20 protein-coding genes are annotated in these 18647 nt (G+C 71.7%); 15 read left to right on the forward strand and 5 right to left on the reverse strand.

The features are described 5' to 3' along the window. Nucleotides 1–22 precede the first annotated feature (22 nt). On the forward strand, nucleotides 23–1552 hold the full coding sequence (locus AB0M54_RS06805; RefSeq protein ID WP_364469597.1) for a DHA2 family efflux MFS transporter permease subunit: 1530 nt from the start codon (nucleotides 23–25) through the stop codon (nucleotides 1550–1552). Nucleotides 1553–1649: 97 nt separating this feature from the next. On the opposite strand, the gene AB0M54_RS06810 is transcribed toward AB0M54_RS06805, so the two are convergent. Next, nucleotides 1650–2225: an XRE family transcriptional regulator gene (locus tag AB0M54_RS06810; RefSeq protein ID WP_364320347.1), complete on the reverse strand. Its 576-nt coding sequence runs from the start codon at nucleotides 2223–2225 to the stop codon at nucleotides 1650–1652. Between the two features lie 65 nt (nucleotides 2226–2290). Here AB0M54_RS06810 and AB0M54_RS06815 point away from each other — a divergent pair, with 65 nt between their 5' ends. Next, nucleotides 2291–2953 carry a class I SAM-dependent methyltransferase gene (locus AB0M54_RS06815; RefSeq protein ID WP_364469599.1) on the forward strand — a complete coding sequence of 221 codons (663 nt, stop codon included), beginning with the start codon at nucleotides 2291–2293 and terminating at the stop codon, nucleotides 2951–2953. 12 nt (nucleotides 2954–2965) lie between these two features. Continuing rightward, complete coding sequence (locus AB0M54_RS06820) at nucleotides 2966–3436, forward strand: DinB family protein (RefSeq protein ID WP_364469601.1); 471 nt, start codon at nucleotides 2966–2968, stop codon at nucleotides 3434–3436. A 119-nt stretch (nucleotides 3437–3555) separates the two neighbouring features. Here AB0M54_RS06820 and AB0M54_RS06825 read toward each other — a convergent pair whose 3' ends face one another. From AB0M54_RS06825 to AB0M54_RS06835, 3 genes are all read right to left on the reverse strand, one after another. Next, on the reverse strand, nucleotides 3556–3741 hold the full coding sequence (locus AB0M54_RS06825; RefSeq protein ID WP_364469603.1) for a hypothetical protein: 186 nt from the start codon (nucleotides 3739–3741) through the stop codon (nucleotides 3556–3558). A gap of 91 nt (nucleotides 3742–3832) precedes the next feature. Further along, nucleotides 3833–4720 (reverse strand): helix-turn-helix transcriptional regulator, encoded by an 888-nt coding sequence (locus AB0M54_RS06830; RefSeq protein ID WP_364469604.1) that lies wholly within the window; start codon nucleotides 4718–4720, stop codon nucleotides 3833–3835. Next, on the reverse strand, nucleotides 4720–5697 hold the full coding sequence (locus AB0M54_RS06835; RefSeq protein WP_364469606.1) for a hypothetical protein: 978 nt from the start codon (nucleotides 5695–5697) through the stop codon (nucleotides 4720–4722). The genes AB0M54_RS06830 and AB0M54_RS06835 overlap by 1 nt, the downstream gene beginning before the upstream one ends. 140 nt (nucleotides 5698–5837) lie before the next feature. Between AB0M54_RS06835 and AB0M54_RS06840 the strand changes: the two genes are divergently transcribed. Together AB0M54_RS06840 and AB0M54_RS06845 are read left to right on the forward strand one after the other, a co-directional pair. Next, entirely contained in the window at nucleotides 5838–6140 is a 303-nt protein-coding gene (locus AB0M54_RS06840) for a hypothetical protein (protein ID WP_364469608.1), read from the forward strand. Between the two features lie 55 nt (nucleotides 6141–6195). Further along, the gene (locus tag AB0M54_RS06845; protein ID WP_364469610.1) at nucleotides 6196–7344 is read left to right on the forward strand and encodes an FAD-dependent monooxygenase; all 1149 of its coding nucleotides are present in this window, start codon (nucleotides 6196–6198) and stop codon (nucleotides 7342–7344) included. On the opposite strand, the gene AB0M54_RS06850 is transcribed toward AB0M54_RS06845, so the two are convergent. Next, the gene (locus AB0M54_RS06850; RefSeq protein ID WP_364320361.1) at nucleotides 7332–8135 is read right to left on the reverse strand and encodes a DUF4142 domain-containing protein; all 804 of its coding nucleotides are present in this window, start codon (nucleotides 8133–8135) and stop codon (nucleotides 7332–7334) included. The two genes, AB0M54_RS06845 and AB0M54_RS06850, sit on opposite strands and share 13 nt — an antisense overlap. Nucleotides 8136–8372: 237 nt before the next feature. Here AB0M54_RS06850 and AB0M54_RS06855 point away from each other — a divergent pair, with 237 nt between their 5' ends. From AB0M54_RS06855 to AB0M54_RS06900, 10 genes are all read left to right on the forward strand, one after another. After that, nucleotides 8373–8753, forward strand: a complete 381-nt coding sequence (locus tag AB0M54_RS06855) for a DUF2089 domain-containing protein (protein WP_364469612.1) — start codon at nucleotides 8373–8375, stop codon at nucleotides 8751–8753. Next, nucleotides 8750–8998, forward strand: coding sequence for a hypothetical protein (locus AB0M54_RS06860; protein ID WP_364320365.1), 249 nt, complete (start codon nucleotides 8750–8752; stop codon nucleotides 8996–8998). The genes AB0M54_RS06855 and AB0M54_RS06860 overlap by 4 nt, the downstream gene beginning before the upstream one ends. 94 nt (nucleotides 8999–9092) lie before the next feature. Then, the gene (locus AB0M54_RS06865; RefSeq protein WP_364320367.1) at nucleotides 9093–9524 is read left to right on the forward strand and encodes a hypothetical protein; all 432 of its coding nucleotides are present in this window, start codon (nucleotides 9093–9095) and stop codon (nucleotides 9522–9524) included. After that, nucleotides 9521–10276, forward strand: a complete 756-nt coding sequence (locus tag AB0M54_RS06870) for an ATP-binding cassette domain-containing protein (protein ID WP_364469614.1) — start codon at nucleotides 9521–9523, stop codon at nucleotides 10274–10276. The genes AB0M54_RS06865 and AB0M54_RS06870 overlap by 4 nt, the downstream gene beginning before the upstream one ends. Beyond that, a complete protein-coding gene (locus AB0M54_RS06875) occupies nucleotides 10273–11019 on the forward strand; it encodes an ABC transporter permease (protein WP_364469616.1) in 747 nt (248 codons plus the stop codon). Before AB0M54_RS06870 ends, AB0M54_RS06875 begins: the two co-directional genes overlap by 4 nt. A 217-nt stretch (nucleotides 11020–11236) precedes the next feature. Further along, on the forward strand, nucleotides 11237–11326 hold the full coding sequence (locus tag AB0M54_RS06880) for a K(+)-transporting ATPase subunit F (protein ID WP_364469618.1): 90 nt from the start codon (nucleotides 11237–11239) through the stop codon (nucleotides 11324–11326). Next, nucleotides 11326–12969: a potassium-transporting ATPase subunit KdpA gene (gene kdpA / locus AB0M54_RS06885; RefSeq protein ID WP_364469620.1), complete on the forward strand. Its 1644-nt coding sequence runs from the start codon at nucleotides 11326–11328 to the stop codon at nucleotides 12967–12969. Before AB0M54_RS06880 ends, kdpA begins: the two co-directional genes overlap by 1 nt. A 149-nt stretch (nucleotides 12970–13118) precedes the next feature. Then, complete coding sequence (kdpB, locus tag AB0M54_RS06890) at nucleotides 13119–15209, forward strand: potassium-transporting ATPase subunit KdpB (protein WP_364469622.1); 2091 nt, start codon at nucleotides 13119–13121, stop codon at nucleotides 15207–15209. Nucleotide 15210: 1 nt separating this feature from the next. Then, nucleotides 15211–15999, forward strand: a complete 789-nt coding sequence (locus AB0M54_RS06895; protein WP_364469624.1) for a potassium-transporting ATPase subunit C — start codon at nucleotides 15211–15213, stop codon at nucleotides 15997–15999. A 5-nt stretch (nucleotides 16000–16004) separates the two neighbouring features. Then, entirely contained in the window at nucleotides 16005–18485 is a 2481-nt protein-coding gene (locus AB0M54_RS06900; RefSeq protein ID WP_364320378.1) for a DUF4118 domain-containing protein, read from the forward strand. Nucleotides 18486–18647 lie beyond the last annotated feature (162 nt).

The raw sequence follows: 18647 nt of genomic DNA on the forward strand, positions 1-18647 counted from the left end.
CGATCTCGAAAGGTGGTCTGCCATGCGGAAATGGTCTCCGCTCGTCGCGGTGTCGCTCGGCACCTTCATGCTCCTCGTCGACGTCACCATCGTGAACGTCGCGCTCCCGTCGATGGCGCTGGCCCTCGACACGTCGTTCACCGCCCTGCAATGGGTGATCGACGGCTACTCCCTCGCGCTCGCCGCGCTGCTGCTGGTCGCGGGGGCGTGCGCCGACCGCTACGGCCGCCGGGCCGCGTACGTCGGCGGGGTCGCGCTCTTCGCCCTGGCGTCCCTCGCCTGCGGGCTGGCGCCGAGCCCCGAAGCCCTGGTCGCCGCCCGCCTGGTGCAGGGAATCGGGGCGGCGGCCATGTTCGCCGCCACCACCGCGCTGCTGCAGAGCAGCTACACCGGCCGCGACCGGGGTACGGCGTTCGGCGTCTGGGGCGCCGTCAGCGGCGCATCGGCCGCCGCCGGACCGATCCTCGGCGGCCTGCTCACCGAGGGCGTCAACTGGCGGGCCATCTTCCTGGTGAACATCCCGGTCGCGGTGGTGACCGTCGTCCTGACGTGGAAGGTGGTGCCGGAGACCAGGAACCCGGCCGGCCGGGTCGACTGGGCCGGCGGCGCGGCGTTCACCGTGGCCGCGGCGGCGCTGACCTACGCGCTCATCGCCGGCGGCGAACACGGCTGGTCCGGCCCGCGAACCGTGAGCGGCCTGGCGATCGCCGCGGTCGCGCTGCTCGGATTCGTTGCGGTGGAAAGGAAGCAGGCCCACCCGCTGCTCGACCTCCGGCTGTTCCGCAGCGCCTCGTTCACGGCGCTGATGATCGCCGCGGTGGTCCTGCAGGGCGCGGCGTTCGGCCCGCTCGCGTACGTGTCCGTCTGGTTGCAGTCGCTGCTCGGGCTCGGCCCCGTCGACGCCGGCCTGGTCGTGCTTCCGCTGTGTGTGGCCTCGTTCGTGGTCTCGGCGGCGGTGGGCCGGCTGCTCCACGGCATCTCACCGCGGATGCCGGTCGGCGTGGGGCTGCTGTTCATCGGCGCCGGCGCGCTGCTGATGACCCTGGTGGGGCCCGGCTCGGGCTGGGGCGCGCTGGTGCCCGGCCTGGCCGTGGCCGGCGTCGGCGTGGGCCTGGCGATGCCGGTCCTGGTCTCGGCGACGCTCGCCGCGGTCCCGCATGAGCGCGCCGGGATGGCCGGCGCCGCGGTGAACACCTTCCGCCAGCTCGGTATGGCGCTGGGCATCGCGGTTCTCGGCACCCTCTTCTCCGGTCGTCTCGAAGACAGCCTGCACGCCACCGTCACCGACGCTCACGCGACCGCTGCGGGGCTGTCCCGGGGCGCGGCGCAGTCGATCCTCGCCCACGCGCCGCAGTTGAATGAGGCGGCGCATCGGGCCTTCGCCGACGGGCTGGACCTGATTTTCCTCGGCAGCGGCGTGGCCGCGCTGCTCGGCGGTGTGCTCGTGCTGGCTGTCGTCCGGCCGGCCGCGCGAAATCCACAGACCACGGTGCCTGTGGACAACTTCTCGATCGATCAGACCCGGGAGGTACATTCCTCGCCCACCCATTGAGGGCGGGGGCGGCGGCGGTGCGCCGGCCAAATCGCAAGATCATCTCTGCGGAGCGGGTGGTCAGGTCAGGATCGCGGGCCGGTCAGGTCAGGTCAGGTCAGGGTCGTGAGACGGCGGGCGCGAGGTGGGCGCGTTCGCCCTGCGGGCCGAAGAGGGTGAGCAGCTCGGCCGGTTGGGCGCCGGTGCTGCCGATGGCGTGCGGGGTACGGGTGTCGAATTCCGCCGCCTCGCCGGGGCCGAGTTCGTACACCTGGTCGCCGAGCACGAACCGGACGTGCCCGTTGAGGACGTAGAACCACTCGTACCCCTCGTGGGTCCGCAACTTCGTCGTGCGGGAGCGGCCGGCGGGTGGGTAGATCACCTTGTACGCCTGCACGCCGCCGGGGCGCCGGGTCAGCGGGACGACCGTGAAGCCGGAGCGCTTGACCGGGCGCAGATGCACCCGCGGGTCGCCGGTCGGCGGCGCGGCGACCAGGTCGTCCAGCGGCACCCCGTGCGCTCGGGCGAGGGGCAGCAACTGCTCGAGGGTGGGCCGCAGCCGCCCGTTCTCCAGGCGGGAGAGGGTGCTCGCGGTCAGCCCGGTCTCGGTTGCCAGGCCGGCCAGCGTCGCGCCGCGGGCCTTCCGCAGGGCCCGCAGGCGCGGCCCGACCCCGGCCAGCACATCGTCGCTCATGAAGTCATCGTGCGGATCCGCAACAAATCTTGCAACAGGGAAACGTCGCGACTGATGCTGTGGGCATGGCGGAAACATTCTGGGACCGGCACTATCGCGGCCGAGCGGGCTGGGGCGGCCGCGCCAACCCACTTCTCGTGGAGACGGCCGGGCCGCTGGCGCCCGGCGCCGCGCTGGATCTGGGCTGCGGCACCGGCGGCGACACGATCTGGCTGGCCCGGCACGGCTGGCATGTCACCGGTGTCGACGTGTCCGGCCGGGCCGTCGAGGGGGTGCGGGCGCACGCCGCCGGTCTCGGCCTCGCCGACCGGGTCATGACCGAGCGGCACGATCTGGCCGACAGCTTCCCGGCGGGGGAGTTCGACCTCGTCTCGGCGCAGTACTTCCAGACACCGCTGGAACTGGATCGCGCCCCCATCCTGCGCACGGCCGCACACGCTCTCCGCCCGGGCGGGCTGCTCCTGATCGTCGACCACGGCTCCATCGCGCCCTGGTCGTGGAACCAGGACCCGGACACCCACTTCCCGACGCCCGACGAGGTCGCCGCCGAGCTCGGCCTCGACCCCGCGACATGGCCGGTGGTGCGCGCGGACACGCCCCGCCGCGAGGCCACCGGCCCCGGCGGTCGAACCGCGACCGTCGTCGACAACGTCCTGATCATCCGCTCGGTGAAGGACGCCCGGCCAAGGACGTTCGGTGAAGGGCGCTTGGCGAAGGGCGCTCAGTGAAGGAGCAGACCGATGGCACGCACGAAGGACACCGGGCCGCCGGCGACCGCGGCCGACGAGAAGTCGACCCTGCTCGGCTTTCTGAACTACCTGCGGGACGCGATCGCCGCCAAGGTGGCCGAGGTGCCGGAGCCGGAGGTGCGCGCCGCGGGCGTACCCTCGGGAACCAATCTTCTGGGGTTGATCAAGCATGTGACCGCGGTCGAGCGTCTCTACTTCCTCGGCGAGCCGATCAGCAACCTGCGCCGCACGTTCCGCCCCACCCGCACGGAGACGGTCGAGGGTCTGCTGGCCGCCTACCAGGAGGCGATCGAGGAGGCGAACAAGATCGTCGAGCGGTGTACGGATCTGACGGCGCCGGCCCGCGGCGATGGCGCGCCGTCGATGCGGTGGGTGCTGGTCCATCTGATCGAGGAGACCGGGCGGCACGCCGGCCACGCCGACATCCTGCGCGAGCATATCGACGGCGCCACCGGCCGCTGACACCGGTGCCACACGGGCGGACCCACACGCCACCCGCCGTTGACACCGGTGTCTTGAAGAGGGGCCCGGACGCAGCTGGCCGTTGACACCGGTGTCACGCGGGCGGGTCCGGATGTGCCTCAGCAGTTGCCGAGGGAGCGGATCGTGTGGCCCGTGTCCCAGAGGTAGGTGAGCAGCGCCCGCTGGGTGGCCTGGTCCACCCGGGACACGACCACCTCGATCCCGTCGGCCCGCGGTTCGGCCGACTCGACCTCGAAGCGGGACTCCAGGGTGGCGAGGATGCCCGCGGCGAGGGAGCCGGCCACGGTGACACGGCAACGGGTATTCACCCCAGCAGCGTGTCCCACGCGTCGCTGTCGGCGCACCACCCGGCGGCCAGGTCTACCCCGGGTGCCGTCAGATCAGGCCGAGGCGGCGGGCGGCCGCGACCGCGTCGGCCCGGGCGCTCACGCCAAGCTTGCGATAGAGGCTCTTGGTGTACGCCTTGACGGTGTTGATCGACAGGTACAGCGCCGCCGCGATCTCCCGCTGTGACGCCGAACCGGGCAGCACTCGCAGGATCGACAGCTCCCGGTCGGTCAGCGGCTCGAACAACCGGCCGGCCTGGGTGGCGTCCCGCACCGAGGTGCGGCCGATCCGCTGCTCGGCCCGTTCCAGCCAGGCCGCGGCCACCGGCATGACCGGCTGGTTGTCGTCCACGAACTCGCGCGCCCGGGCGAGGGCGGCCCGGGCCGCGGCGCCGTGGCCGAGGGCGAGTTCGGCGTCGGCCAGGAAGACGAGCGCGGCGATCACGGACAGGTGCCGGCCGTCCGCGTCGGCGTTCCGGGTCGCCAGTTCGAGCAGGTTACGGGCCTCGTTGACGGCGCCGCGACGGTACGCCAGCCGGCCCTGCACGATGCGCAGCCCGGCAACGGCCGGGATCGCGCCGGCGCCCCACTCCCGTTCCGCCGCGTCGGCGAGCGGAAGGCCCTGACGCAGCAGCCGCTCGACGTCCTCGTCGCGGCCGAGCTCCAGCAGCGTGAGGCCGAGCAGGCCGCCGATCTGCAAGGTCAGCATCACCGGCCAGACGGCGGTGTCGCGCTGAGCCCACGCGTCGAGCAGACCCGGCGCCGCCTCCTCGAACCGGCCCTGGCCGGCGAACCACGCGGCCGCGCGGGCGACGACCTCGTTCCGGCCTTGCGAGAGCTGGTCTGCACCCGGCGAGAGCTGGTCTGCGCCCGGTGAGCGCTGGGACACGCCAGGCGAGAGCTGGTTCGCGCCAGGTGAGAACGGTGCCTCGCGCATCAACGCATCCCGCAGCAGGGGTGACACCGATACCACTCGTGGCCGGCGTCCAGCGCGGTGACGAAGAGGTCGGCCCGGTGCAGCGAGTCGAGGATCCGGGCTGAGCCGGTGGTGCACAGGGCCGCGTCACACAGGACGCCGGAGAGCCGCTCCAGCGGCGCGGTCGCCACGAGCAGGTCGCGTTGATCCGGGTCGAGGGAGGGCAGGACCTCGGACGCCAGGTAGTCCAGGACGTGCCGGTCGCCGGCCGCGACGCCCTTGCGCAGGGCCAGCCCCACCAGTTGCAGGCCGGCCGCCCAGCCCTCGGTCCGGCGCCAGGCCGACTCCGCCGTGAGGTCGCCGGGCGGGCCGCCGGACACCGCGGTGACCAGGTCGGCCGCCTCGGCCGGGGTGAACCGCAGGTCGTCGGCCCGCACCTCGGTCAGCTCCCCGCGAGCCCGGAGCCGGGCCAGGGGGAGCGGCGGATCGGCCCGTCCGGCGACGACCAGCCGCAGCGCCGGGGGCAGATAACCGAGCAGGAACTCGAGTCCCTCGTGGATCCGGGTGTCGGTGAGCACGTGATAGTCGTCCAGCACCAGAACGTGCCGGGCGGAGGACTCCGCCAGCTCGTTGAGCAGCATCGGCAGGGCGAGGTCGACAGGGTCCGTGCCCGGCGCGACCACCGCTTCGAGGGCGGCCGGACCGATCGCACCGGCCGCGTGCAGCGCGGTCAGCACGTACCGCCAGAACCGCACCGGCTCGTCGTCGCCCTCGTCGAGCGACACCCAGGCCACGGCCACGTCCGGCCCGGGGTCGGCCGCCCACCGGCTCAGCAGGCTGGTCTTGCCCCAGCCGGCCGGCGCCGCGACAAGGGTGAGCCGGGTCGAGGCGGCGCGAAGGTGAAGGTCGAGCCGGGGCCGGTCGACCGCGCCGGGACGCATCGGCGGCACCGCGTGCTTGACCGCGAGCAGCGGCCCGGTGAGGCGATCCGAGGTCATGACCTTCCCCCGACGTGGTGATCGTCAGCCGAGTGTGTCACCGGCACCCCGGGTGCACCTACCCCCGGGGTGGTGCGGGGTCACCCGGAGTGCCCGGAAGCTCTGCCTCGACATCGGAGACGGACGAGAGGTGGCGGGAAATGGCCGGGGCGGTGTCCCGGGCCCGGTGGCAGGTGCTGCTCAGCGCGCTCGGCGTCTGCCAACTTCTCCGGGCGGCGAACGCATCGCCCCTGGTCCGGGTCCTCGGCGTCGCGGGCGGCCTGGTGCTCGTCGCGATCGCCTGGGCCGCGCGCCGCCGCGCCGCGCTCGTGGCCGGGATCATCGTGGGCACGGTGCCGTTCGCCGCGGTCGCCTGGACCGCCCTCGTCCCGGTTGTCCTGGTGCCGGTCGCCTTCGCGGTCGCCTGCCCGGTGTCCGCGACCACTTCGGTTCCGTCGCGCTGATCGTCCTTCTCGCCACCGCAATCCGTACGTCTCTCGCAGCCCAGGAAGGAAAGTCATGCCGCAGACCGACACCGACGTCCTGATCGTGGGGGCCGGCCCGACCGGCCTCACCCTGGCCGTCGCCCTCGCCACCCAAGGCATCAACTACCGGATCGTCGACGGGCTCGCTGAGGGTGCCAACACGTCCCGGGCGGCCGTCGTGCACGCCCGCACCCTGGAGGTGCTCGCCCCGCTCGGCGTCGCCGAACCGCTCATCGACCTCGGCAACCCGGCCGCCCGGTTCTCGGTGCGCGACCGCGACCGCGTCCTGATGACCATCGACTTCACCGGCCTGCCCACGCCGTACCCGTACACGCTGATGGTCTCTCAGGCGACGACCGAGGCCGTGCTGCTCCATCGTCTGAAGGAACTGGGCGGCGAGGTCGAGCGACCGCGCCGGGTCACCGGCCTGACCCGCGAGGGCGACACCGCGGCGGCGGTGCTGGAGGACGGCAGCCGGATCACCGCCCGGTGGGTGGTGGGCGCGGACGGCATGCACAGCAAGGTCCGCGAGGCCGCGGGCATCCCGTTCACCGGCGCCGCGTACGAGGAGTCGTTCATCCTGGCCGACGTGAGGATCAGCGCCGACGTCAGGACCAGCACTGACACGCCGGCCGACGAGGTCATCCTCTACTTCGCACCGGCCGGCATGCTGGTCCTCGCGCCGCTGCCGGGCGGCGTCCACCGAGTGGTCGCCACGGTCGACCGGGCGCCCGAACATCCCTCCGTCGGCGACGTCCAGTCCCTGCTCGACGCTCGCGGGCCCAGCCGGCGCCGGGCTGTCGTCGAGGACCTGGTCTGGGGATCGCGGTTCCGGGTGCACCATCGCATCGCCTCCCACTACCGGGAGGGACCGTTCCTGCTGGCCGGCGACGCGGCACACGTGCACAGCCCGGCCGGGGGACAGGGCATGAACACCGGCATCCAGGACGCCGTGGCCCTGGCCGAGGCGCTGGCCACACCGGACGCCATCGGGCGCTACGAGGAGACCCGCCGGCCGGTGGCGGCCGATGTCATCCGTACCGCCGACCGCCTCACCCGGCTGGCCACCATGCCGTCCTGGCGGCGCCCGATGCGCAACGCCGCGCTGACGCTGGCCGGGCTCGCGACACCGATGCCACGGGTGCTGGCCCGGCGCCTGTCGGGGATCGCCTATCGGTTGTAGTAGTACTGACGCCGGGATCGATAGGACGGCCGGCGGGATTGCAGGTCCCGCCGGATCAGGAAGAAGCCGATCGCCAGGATGCCGCCCACCACGCCCACCACGAGCGGCAGGGTGATCGGCGACCGCTGGGTCTGTGACACCGGCTTCTGGACCGGCGCCGCGGCCGCCGGGTCGGGCGCCGGGGGCAGCGCCTCGTAGTCGACCAGTTCGCTGCTCTCCAGCAGCGTCAGGTGCGTCATCACGAACTGGTTCGCCTGTTGGGCCAGCTTGCGTACGGCTTCGTTGCGCGTGCTCGTACGCACGGTCGCGATGGCCGGGAAGATCTTGCCGTGCGCGGCCCGGAGCCGGTCGATGTAGATCTGGTCGAACGGCTTGCCGACCTCGGAGTCGCGCATCTCGCGGAGCCAGCCCTGCTGGTCCGCGTTGGGCTTGTTGGGCAGGGTGATCTTCAGCTTCTTGGCCGCGGCCCGGGCGAACTTGTCGAGCTGGATGTGCTGGTCGGCGATGTCCCGGCCGATCTTCTTGATCCGCGGGTTCTTCGACTTCTCCTCGGCCATCTCGCCGGCCGGGATCTCCCACAGCCCGGCCAGGCGCACCTTGACCACCAGGTCACGGTCGGCCGCCGACAGCGATCCCTCGTTGCGGGACTCCTGGAGCTCACCGGGGGGCACCGGGACGCCGGGCTCGGCCAGCGCGGCCCGCGGACCCGGCTCGATCAGGAGCAGGACGACCGCCGCGAGCGCGGCCCACCACAGCCGACCCCACGAGAACGTCTGAACTCCGCCGTGCATACCAACCTCCTGGCCACCCGGGCGACGACACGCCCGACCGGGTGGTGATACGAGCCACGAGCCGAAACGGATCAACGAACAGCCGGACGGGTGGGACGCGGACCGCTCGCCGCCACCCGGCTGTCTTCGCTTCATTAAAGTCGAACTTGAGAAAGTTAATCTGCGAGCGTTGACGGCTTGAATTTATCAAGCTACAAATGAACCTGCACAGCGTCGCCACAGAGTTGAGGAGCCGGCGTGGATTGGCAGGAACTGACGGATCTGACCCAGGGGCAGCCGTTCATCGTCGAGCGGGTCCGGCTCGCCGGCAGCGGCGTCGCGATCGAGGGGCAGTTCGAGCCGCCGCAGCTGGCCCAGCTCGGCGTCGACGATCAGGTCTTCGTCGCCGCGTTCGTCCGGGCGCACGGCTCGATCAAGGAGATGGAGCGGCTCTTCGGGGTGAGCTACCCGACGATCAAGGCCCGGCTCAACCGCATCTCCGAGAACCTCAGCTTCGCCGTCGAGCTCGCCGAGCCGGCGCCGGAACCGGAGCCGCCCGGCGCCGACGTCGTCGACCGTCTGCAGCGCGGCGAGATCACCGTCCAGGAGGCGCTCGACGCGTTGAAGGGCTCCCGGTGATCCCCCTGCTGATGATCGTCCGGGCCGGCCGCCGCCGCCGGTGGTTCGTCCCGCTACCCCTGGTCGTGCTGCTGCTGTCCCCGCTGCTGGTGCTCGCCCTGCTGGCCGGGCTGGTCGCCTGCGTGATCTTCCGGATCAACCCGGCGGCCGCCCTGCTCGGCCTCGGCCGGGTGCTGTGGGCGCTGCCTGGCACCCGGATCGACATCGACGACGGCCAGACACCCGTCTACCTCAGCATCAGATGAGACCTAAGCGTCAGATGAGACCAAGCGTCAGATGAGACCAAGCGTCAGATGAGACCAAGCGTCAGATGAGGCCTCAGCCTCAGAAGGAGCAACCATGAACGAGCAGCACCGTCAGATCCTCGAGATGCTGGCCGAGGGCAAGATCACCGCGGACGAGGCCGAGCGGCTCATCGACGCCATCGAGCTGGAGCGCCCAGCCCCACCGCCGCCCGATGTGGTCCCGGCCAAGGGCAACCGGCCGAAGTACCTGCGCGTGCTGGTCCACGCCGAGGAGCCGGGCAGTGACGGGCCCAGCCGGATCAACGTCCGGGTCCCGCTCCAGTTGCTGCGGGCCGGGGTCCGGCTCACCAGCCTGATCCCGCCGCAGGCGCTCACCAAGGCCAACCTGGAGCTGAGCAAGTCGGGCGTGCCGATCGACCTCACCCAGCTCAAGCCGCAACAGCTCGAGGAGCTCATCGACCAGCTCGACGAGGTCACCGTCGACGTCAACGACCCGACGGCCAAGGTGCAGGTGTACTGCGAATGAGCCCGGATGCCGCGATCCGGGTCGGCGGATTGCACAAGTCGTACAAAGACCTGCCGGTGCTCACGGGCGTCGACTTCGAGGTGGCGCGGGGCAGCATCTTCGCGCTGCTCGGCTCGAACGGCGCCGGCAAGACCACGATCGTGCGGATCCTCGCCACCCTGCTCAAGCCGGACGAGGGCACGGCGACCGTCAACGGGTACGACGTCGTGTCCCAGCCCGAGCGGGTGCGCGAGTCGATCAGCCTGACCGGGCAGTTCGCGGCGGTCGACGAGATCCTCACCGGCCGCGAGAACCTGGTCATGATCGGCCGGCTCCGGCGCGTCGACGACCCGCGCAAGGTGGCCGACGACCTGCTCGAACGGTTCGGGCTGGCCGAGGCGGCGGGCCGCCGGGTGGCGACCTACTCCGGTGGCATGCGCCGCCGGCTCGACATCGCCATGAGCCTGATCGGCGACCCGGCGGTCATCTTCCTCGACGAGCCGACCACCGGACTCGATCCGGAGGCCCGCATCGAGGTCTGGCAGGTGATCAAGAAGCTCGCCGACCGCGGCACCACAGTGCTGCTCACCACCCAATATCTGGACGAGGCGGAGAAGCTGGCCGACCGGATCGCGATCCTGCACCGGGGCACGATCATCGTGTCCGGCACGCTGGCCGAGCTGCGCGAGCTGCTACCACCGGCGAAGGTGGAGTACGTCGAGCGGCAGCCGGCCCTGGAGGAGATCTTCCTGGCGATCGTGGGGCAGCGATGACCGACGTCAGAGTCATGCTCGGCCGGTCGATGAAGCACATCACCCGCAGCATGGACACCATCATCACGGTCACGATCATGCCGATCGCCTTCCTGCTGCTGTTCCGCTATGTGCTCGGCGGCGCGATCCAGGCCGGCGGCGGCAACTACACCAACTACCTGATGCCCGGCATCCTGCTGATGGCGATCGTCAGCGGCATCTCGTACACCGCGTTCCGGCTCTTCAACGACATGAAGTCGGGCATCCTCGAACGGTTCCACTCGATGCCGATCACGCGGTCCTCGGTGCTGTGGGGCCACGTGCTGACCTCGATGGTGTCCAACACGATCTCGGTGGCGATCATCGTCCTGGCCGGGCTGGTGATCGGCTTCCGCTCGTCGGCCGGGGTGCTGTCCTGGCTCGCCGTGGCCGGGATCCTGCTGCTGTTCACACTGGCGCTGACCTGGGCGGCGGTGATCCCGGGGCTGACCGCTTCCACCCCCGACGGCGCGTCGGCCTTCGCGTACCCGCTCATCTTCCTGCCGTTCGTCAGCTCGGCCTTCGTCCCGACCGCGACGATGCCCGGCCCGGTGCGGGCGTTCGCCGAGAACCAGCCGGTCACCTCGATCGTCAACGCGCTCCGGGCCCTGCTCGACCAGCAACCGGTCGGCGACGACATCTGGACCGCCCTGGCCTGGTGCGCCGGCCTCCTGGTCCTGGCCTACGTGTTCGCCATGGCGGTCTACCGGCGCAAGATCGCCTGACCGGGCCGCGGCGCTAAGAACGCGTCAAGAAACGGGCGGGTCGCGTAGGGGTCGCGTGAACGCCGATGACGAGGGGGCCCCGGGCGCGCTGTGCTTCTCGCGAAGCAAGCACCACCCCCTCGTCAAGGAGTCGTCCCGTGGCTGATCTCGGGTTCGTCGTGCTCACGGTGGTCGCGTTCGTCGTGCTCACCGTGCTGGTCCGGGCGGTCGAGCGCTGGTGAGCGCCGTCAACCTCGCCGGCCTGATCGTGGCCGTCCTGCTCGCCGCGCTCATGGTGGCCGCCCTGCTCTTCCCGGAGAAGTTCTGATGGCCGGCTGGATCCTCGTCGGCACCCTGGTGGCTGCCCTCGTGGCGGTCCACCGGCCGTTCGGCGACTACCTGTACCGGGTCGTCACCGGCACACGGAGCAGCGGGGCCGAGCGCGTCATCCACCGCCTGGTGGGCGTCAACCCGGCCGCGGAGCAGAGCTGGGGTGTGTACGCCCGCAGCGCGCTCGCCTTCTCCGCCGTCTCGATCCTGTTCCTCTACCTGTTCCTGCGCGTCCAGGACCGGCTGTGGCTGTCCCTGGGCCTGCCCGCGGTCGACACCCACATCGCCTGGAACACCGCGGTCAGCTTCGTCAGCAACACCAACTGGCAGGCGTACGCCGGCGAGTCGACGATGGGCCACCTGGTCCAGATGGCCGGCCTGGCCGTGCAGAACTTCCTCTCGGCCGGTGTCGGCATCGCGGTCGCGGTCGCGTTCGTCCGCGGGTTCGCCGGCGCCCGCACCGGCCTCGGCAACTTCTGGGTCGACCTGGTCCGCATCACGCTGCGGGTGCTGCTGCCGGTCTGCGCCGTCGCCGCGGTCGTCTTCATCGCCGGCGGGGTCGTGCAGAACCTCTCCGGCGGCACCGACGTGACCACGCTGACCGGCGCCACCCAGCACGTCACCGGCGGGCCGATCGCCTCGCAGGAGGCGGTCAAGCTGCTCGGCACCAACGGCGGCGGCTTCTACAACACCAACTCCGCGCACCCGTTCGAGAACCCGACGACCTGGACGAACTGGCTCCAGATCTTCCTCCTCCTGGTCATCCCGTTCAGCCTGCCGCGGGTGTTCGGCCGGATGGCCGGCCAGCTCCGGCAGGGCTACGCGATCGTCGCCGTGATGTCGGTGCTCGCCCTGGCCAGCGTCGCCCTGACGGTCGGCTTCGAGACCCACGGCGGGGGTACGGTGCCACAGGCGGCCGGCACGGCCATGGAGGGCAAGGACGTCCGGTTCGGCGTACCCGGCTCAGCGGTCTTCGCGGCGACGACCACGCTCACCTCGACCGGGGCGGTCAACTCGTTCCACGACTCGTACACCGCGTTCGGCGGCATGCTGCCGATGGTCAACATGATGCTCGGCGAGGTCGCGCCCGGCGGTGTCGGCTCCGGCCTGTACGGCCTGCTCATCCTGGCGATCATCACGGTGTTCGTGGCCGGCCTGATGGTCGGCCGCACCCCCGAATACCTGGGCAAGAAGATCGGCGCCCGGGAGATCAAGCTGGCGTCGCTGTACTTCCTGGTCACCCCCGCGCTGGTGCTGATCGGCACGGCCGCCGCCTTCGCCACCGGCAACAACACGGCCGCCCTCAACACCGGCCCGCACGGGCTGTCCGAGGTGCTCTACGCCTTCACCAGCGCCGCCAACAACAACGGCTCGGCGTTCGGCGGCATCACGGTCAACACGCCGTGGTGGGACACCGCGCTCGGCCTGGCCATGCTGCTCGGCCGCTTCCTGCCGATCGTGCTCGTGCTCGCGCTGGCCGGCTCGCTGGCCCGGCAGCGGCCGGTGCCCGTCTCCGAAGGCACGCTGCCGACCCACCAGCCGCTGTTCGTCGGGATGGTCGTCGGGGTGACCGTGGTGCTGGTGGCGCTGACCTTCCTGCCCGCGCTCGCCCTCGGGCCGCTCGCGGAGGGGCTGTCGTGATCACCCTGTGGATAGACCTGCCCCTGTGGACAGAACTGACCGGACGACACACCGCGCGGCTACTTTCCGGCCCACCCAGTGCCTGGGTGGGGAGGTGGCGGCGAGCGTGAGCGCGGAAACACGTTTGACAATGTTGCGGAGCGCCGATCATGACCACGCCAGTTCTCGACAAACCTCGAACTCAACCGGCCGCGCCCGCGAAGAGGCGGGTCGGCGGCGGGCTGCTCGACCCCCGGCAGCTCTGGATCTCGGTGCCGTCGGCGCTGGTCAAGCTCGACCCGCGCACGCTGTGGCACAACCCGGTGATGCTCATCGTCGAGGCCGGCGCGCTGTTCACCACGGTGCTGGCGATCGTCGACCCGAGCGTCCTGGCCTGGGCGATCACCGGGTGGCTGTGGCTGACCGTGGTGTTCGCCAACGTGGCCGAAGCGGTGGCCGAGGGGCGCGGCAAGGCCCAGGCGGCGGCGCTGCGACAGGCCAAGAAGGACACGATGGCCCACCTGCGGGACGGGCGCGTCATCCCGGCGCCCGAGCTGAAGCGGGGCGACGTGGTGGTGGTCGAGGCCGGCCAGATCATCCCCGGTGACGGCGACGTCATCGAGGGCATCGCCAGCGTGGACGAGTCGGCCATCACCGGCGAGTCGGCGCCGGTCATCCGGGAGTCCGGCGGCGACCGGTCCGCGGTCACCGGCGGCACCAGGGTGCTCTCCGACCGGATCGTCGTCCGGATCACCCAGAAGCCGGGGGAGAGCTTCGTCGACCGGATGATCGCCCTGGTCGAGGGGGCCAACCGGCAGAAGACACCGAACGAGATCGCGCTGAACATCCTGCTCGCCGCACTCACACTGATCTTCCTGCTCTCGGTCGTCACCCTGCAACCTTTGGCGATCTTCGCCAAGGCCTGGCAGGCGGCGGCGCCGGACACCGCGGCGATCGACGGCAACGGGGTCACCGGCATCGTGCTGGTGTCGCTGATCGTCTGCCTGATCCCGACCACGATCGGGGCGCTGCTCTCGGCGATCGGCATCGCCGGCATGGACCGCCTCGTGCAACGCAACGTCCTCGCCATGAGCGGACGGGCGGTGGAGGCCGCCGGCGACGTGAACACGCTGCTGCTCGACAAGACCGGCACGATCACCTTGGGCAACCGGCAGGCGGCTGAGTTCGTACCCGTCGACGGGGTCTCGGCCGCGACCCTCGCCGAGGCCGCGCAACTCGCCAGCCTGGCCGACGAGACGCCGGAAGGGCGATCGGTCGTGGTCCTCGCCAAGAACGGGTTCGGGCTACGGGAGCGGGAGGCCGGGCTGATCGCCGGGGCGACGTTCGTGCCGTTCTCGGCCCAGACCCGGATGAGCGGGGTGGACATCGGCGACCGGAAGATCCGGAAGGGAGCGGCGGCGGCCGTCATCACCTGGTCCGGCGTCTCCTCCGATCAGGTCGCCGAGATCGTCGACCGGATCAGCGCCGGTGGTGGCACCCCGCTGGTGGTCGCCGACGAGGGCCGGATCCTCGGGGTGATCCACCTCAAGGACGTGGTGAAGCCGGGCATGCGGGAGCGGTTCGACGAGATGCGGCGGATGGGCATCCGGACCGTGATGATCACTGGTGACAATCCGCGTACGGCCAAGGCGATCGCGGACGAGGCCGGCGTGGACGACGTGCTGGCCGAGGCGACGCCCGAGGACAAGCTCGCCTACATCCGTAGGGAGCAGGAGGGCGGCCGGCTGGTCGCGATGACCGGCGACGGCACCAACGACGCGCCCGCGCTGGCCCAGGCCGACGTCGGCGTGGCGATGAACACCGGCACGTCGGCCGCCAAGGAGGCCGGCAACATGGTCGACCTCGACTCCGACCCGACCAAACTGATCGAGATCGTCGAGATCGGCAAGCAGCTGCTGATCACCCGGGGCGCGCTGACCACGTTCTCGATCACCAACGACATCGCCAAGTACTTCGCGATCATCCCGGCCATGTTCGCCGCGGTCTATCCGGGGCTGGACGCGCTCAACATCATGCGGCTGCACTCGCCGGGCTCGGCGATCCTGTCCGCGGTCATCTTCAACGCCCTCGTCATCGTGGCGCTGATCCCGCTCGCCCTGCGCGGGGTGCGGTACACGCCGTCCAGCGCCACCTCATTGCTGAGACGCAACCTGCTCGTCTACGGCCTGGGCGGCGTCATCGCCCCGTTCCTCGGCATCAAGCTCATCGACCTGCTCATCCAGTTCATCCCAGGGATCTGACATGCGACTCCCCGGCTGGCTCGCCCAGCACCTCGCCGCGCTGCGTGCGCTGCTCGTCTTCACCGTCCTGCTCGGCCTGGCCTACCCGCTCGTGATGGTCGCGGTCGGGCAGCTGCCGGGACTTCGCGACCAAGCCGACGGCTCGCTGGTGGCGCACGGCAGCAGGCTGATCGGCCAGTCCTTCACCGACGCGGACGGCACGCCGGTCCCGCGCTACTTCCAGAGCCGTCCCTCGGCGGCCGGCGACAACGGCTACGACCCGACCGCGACCGCCGCGAGCAATCTGGGCCCGGAGAGCCTGGACCTGCTCAACGACGTCTGCGCCCGCAGCCGAGCGATCGGCGAGCTGGAGGGCGTCGACGGGAGCCGGCCGTTCTGCACGGCCGACGGCGTCGGAGCCGTCCTGGCCGTGTTCCGCCGGGACGGGTTCACCGGGCCGGTCACCCGGGTCGTGTCGGTCGATCAGACGGGTACGCCGTTCGTCGCCACCTACGACGGCGTGCCGGTCGAGCCGGCCAAGGACGGCGAGGACTACGTGGCACAGGGCGGCGTGATCACCCCGATCCGGGGCGACGCTCCCGCCGACCCGGTGGTGCCCGCCGACGCGGTGACGGCCAGCGGCAGCGGCCTCGACCCCGACATCAGCCCCGCGTACGCCGCGCTGCAGGCGCCCCGGGTCGCCCGGGAACGGGCCATGGACGTGGCCCGGGTGCGCGAACTGATCGAGGAGAACACCCACGGCCGGGCGGTCAACGTGCTCGAACTCAACCTCGCGCTCGACCGCGGGTAGCCACCATGGCCCGCGGAGAGCTGCGGATCTTCCTGGGCGCCGCCCCGGGCGTCGGCAAGACGTACACCATGTTGGAAGAGGCCCACCGGCGCGCCGAGCGCGGCACCGACGTGGTGGTCGCGTTCGTCGAGACGCACGGCCGCAAGCACACCGAAGCCATGATCGGCGACCTTCCGGTGCTGCCGCGGCTCGCGGTGACCTACCGGGGCGCGGCGTTCACCGAGATGGACGTCGACGCGGTGCTCGCCCGCCGGCCCGAGGTCGCCGTGGTCGACGAGCTCGCGCACACCAACATCCCGGGCGCCCGCAACGCCAAGCGCTGGCAGGATGTCCGGGCGCTGCTCGACGCCGGGATCTCGGTGCTGACCACGGTCAACGTGCAACATCTGGAGTCGCTCAACGACGTGGTGGCCCGGATCACCGGTGTCGAGCAGCGGGAGACCGTGCCCGACGCGATGGTCCGGGCGGCCGAACAGGTCGAGCTGATCGACATGACGCCGGAGGCGCTGCGGCGGCGGATGGCGCACGGCAACATCTACCGGCCCGAGAAGGTCGACGCCGCGCTGGGCAACTACTTCCGGGCCGGGAACCTGACCGCGCTGCGCGAGCTGGCGCTGCTGTGGCTGGCCGGCCAGGTCGAGGACCAGCTCGGCCGGTACCGGGCCGACCACCGGATCGACGCCACCTGGGAGACCCGGGAACGGGTCGTCGTCGCCCTCACCGGCGGGCCGGAAGGCGCCACACTGATCCGCCGCGCGGCCCGCATCGCCGCGCGCAACTCCGGCGCCGACCTGATGGCCGTGCACATCAGCCGGGACGACGGGCTGGCCGGCGCCGACCCCGTCGAACTGGCCCGGCAGCGGGTGCTGGTGGAGAGCCTCGGCGGTTCCTACCACCAGGTGTCCGGGGCGGACGTGCCGCGGGCGCTGCTCGACTTCGCCCGCGCCGTCAACGCCACCCAGATCGTGCTGGGAGCGTCGAGCCGGGGCCGGCTCGCGCAGATCTTCGCGGCCGGCGTGGGCGTCACCACCACCGCGCTGTCCGGCAGCATCGACGTCCACCTCGTGCCCCACGAGCGTGCCGGACAGGGGCGGCGCGCCCGGCGTACCCCCTCCGCTCTGTCCTGCCGCCGGCGGATCGCCGGGTTCGCCACGGTGCTGGCCGGCCTACCGGCGCTGACCGCGCTGCTGCACGCGTACCCCAGCCTGTCCTTGACCCTCGACATCCAGCTGTTCCTGGCCGCCGTCGTCGGGGTCGCGCTGATCGGCGGCCTGTGGCCGGCGCTGCTGGCCGCGGTGGCCGGGTCGCTGCTGCTCAACTACTTCTTCACGCCGCCGCTCGGCCGGTTCACCATCGCCCGGGGCGAGAACCTCGCGGCGCTGCTGATCTTCGTGGTGGTGGCGATCGCGGTGAGCTGGGTGGTCGACACCGCCGCGCGCAAGACCCGGCAGGCGGCGCAGGCCGGCGCCGACGCGCAGACGCTGGCCACCGTGGCCGGCGGGGTGCTGCGCGGCGAGCGGCCGCTGATCGCCCTGCTGGAGCGGCTGCGCGAGACGTTCACGCTGGAGACGGTCATGCTGCTGGACGGCGGGACGCCGGTCGCCTCGGTGGGCGGGCCGGCCTGCGACCCCGGCGACGCGGACGCCACGGTACGGGTCGACGACCGCGTGGTGATGCTGCTCAAGGGGCGTCCGCTGCCGGCCGGCGACCGGCGCATCGTGGAGGCGTTCGCCGCCCAGGCCACGCTCGCGCTGCGGCAGGAACGGCTGACCGCCGAGGCCGCCGCCGCGAGACCGCTCGCCGAGGCCGACCGGATGCGCACGGCCCTGCTGGCCGCGGTCAGCCACGATCTGCGTACGCCGCTGGCCTCGGCCAAGGCCGCGATCGCCAGCCTGCGCAGCGACGACGTGCACTTCGGCGACGACGACCGCGCCGAGCTGCTGGCCACCGCCGACGAATCCCTCGACCGCCTGATCCGCCTGGTCAGCAACCTGCTCGACATGAGCCGCCTGCAGGCCGGGGCGCTCGGGATCGCCGCGCTCGACGCCGGCGCCGAGGAGATCCTCCCGCGCGCGCTCGACGACCTGGGCGAGCCCGGCCGCGGCGTACGGCTGCACCTCCCCGACGACCTGCCGCTCCTGCACACCGACCCCGGCCTGCTGGAACGCGTCGTCGTCAACCTGACCGCCAACGCCCTGCGGCACAGCCCGCCGGACCGCCCGCCGGTGATCACCGCCAGCACCCTGGGCGCCCACGTCGAGATCCGCGTCATCGACCACGGCCCCGGCATCCCGGCCGACCGCTGGGACGACGTCTTCCTGCCCTTCCAGCGCCTCGGCGACCGCGACAACCACACCGGCGTCGGCCTGGGCCTCGCCCTGTCCCGGGGCCTGATCGAGGCGATGGGCGGCACGCTGATCCCCGAGGAGACGCCTGGCGGCGGCCTCACGATGATCGTCTCGCTGCCGGCGGCCGCCTCCCGGTGATCCGTCAGGGAAGTTCGTGGCCGGTTTCTGAACACGGCGTGGCACCGGAATACGCGAAGTCCGTAACTCGACAGCGTTATTTGCTGGCGGATGACAGCGCCGGGCCGGATGCTGATAGATCCACGGGGCAGCGGAGGGCACGCATGGCACGACGGCGGCAGA

Origin of the sequence: Actinoplanes sp. NPDC051470 (genome assembly GCF_040682035.1) — a bacterium.
GTDB lineage: Bacteria > Actinomycetota > Actinomycetes > Mycobacteriales > Micromonosporaceae > Actinoplanes.

Excerpts from the sequence above, each read along its gene's own strand:
- AB0M54_RS06845 (WP_364469610.1), top strand. The coding sequence starts at position 6,196 with ATGCCGCAGACCGACACCGACGTCCTGATCGTGGGGGCCGGCCCGACC.
- kdpA (WP_364469620.1), top strand. The coding sequence starts at position 11,326 with ATGGCCGGCTGGATCCTCGTCGGCACCCTGGTGGCTGCCCTCGTGGCG.
- AB0M54_RS06840 (WP_364469608.1), top strand. The coding sequence starts at position 5,838 with ATGGCCGGGGCGGTGTCCCGGGCCCGGTGGCAGGTGCTGCTCAGCGCG.
- AB0M54_RS06815 (WP_364469599.1), top strand. The coding sequence starts at position 2,291 with ATGGCGGAAACATTCTGGGACCGGCACTATCGCGGCCGAGCGGGCTGG.
- AB0M54_RS06835 (WP_364469606.1), bottom strand. The coding sequence starts at position 5,697 with ATGACCTCGGATCGCCTCACCGGGCCGCTGCTCGCGGTCAAGCACGCG.
- kdpB (WP_364469622.1), top strand. The coding sequence starts at position 13,119 with ATGACCACGCCAGTTCTCGACAAACCTCGAACTCAACCGGCCGCGCCC.
- AB0M54_RS06900 (WP_364320378.1), top strand. The coding sequence starts at position 16,005 with ATGGCCCGCGGAGAGCTGCGGATCTTCCTGGGCGCCGCCCCGGGCGTC.
- AB0M54_RS06810 (WP_364320347.1), bottom strand. The coding sequence starts at position 2,225 with ATGAGCGACGATGTGCTGGCCGGGGTCGGGCCGCGCCTGCGGGCCCTG.
- AB0M54_RS06875 (WP_364469616.1), top strand. The coding sequence starts at position 10,273 with ATGACCGACGTCAGAGTCATGCTCGGCCGGTCGATGAAGCACATCACC.
- AB0M54_RS06850 (WP_364320361.1), bottom strand. The coding sequence starts at position 8,135 with ATGCACGGCGGAGTTCAGACGTTCTCGTGGGGTCGGCTGTGGTGGGCC.
- AB0M54_RS06830 (WP_364469604.1), bottom strand. The coding sequence starts at position 4,720 with ATGCGCGAGGCACCGTTCTCACCTGGCGCGAACCAGCTCTCGCCTGGC.
- AB0M54_RS06820 (WP_364469601.1), top strand. The coding sequence starts at position 2,966 with ATGGCACGCACGAAGGACACCGGGCCGCCGGCGACCGCGGCCGACGAG.
- AB0M54_RS06895 (WP_364469624.1), top strand. The coding sequence starts at position 15,211 with ATGCGACTCCCCGGCTGGCTCGCCCAGCACCTCGCCGCGCTGCGTGCG.
- AB0M54_RS06865 (WP_364320367.1), top strand. The coding sequence starts at position 9,093 with ATGAACGAGCAGCACCGTCAGATCCTCGAGATGCTGGCCGAGGGCAAG.
- AB0M54_RS06805 (WP_364469597.1), top strand. The coding sequence starts at position 23 with ATGCGGAAATGGTCTCCGCTCGTCGCGGTGTCGCTCGGCACCTTCATG.
- AB0M54_RS06870 (WP_364469614.1), top strand. The coding sequence starts at position 9,521 with ATGAGCCCGGATGCCGCGATCCGGGTCGGCGGATTGCACAAGTCGTAC.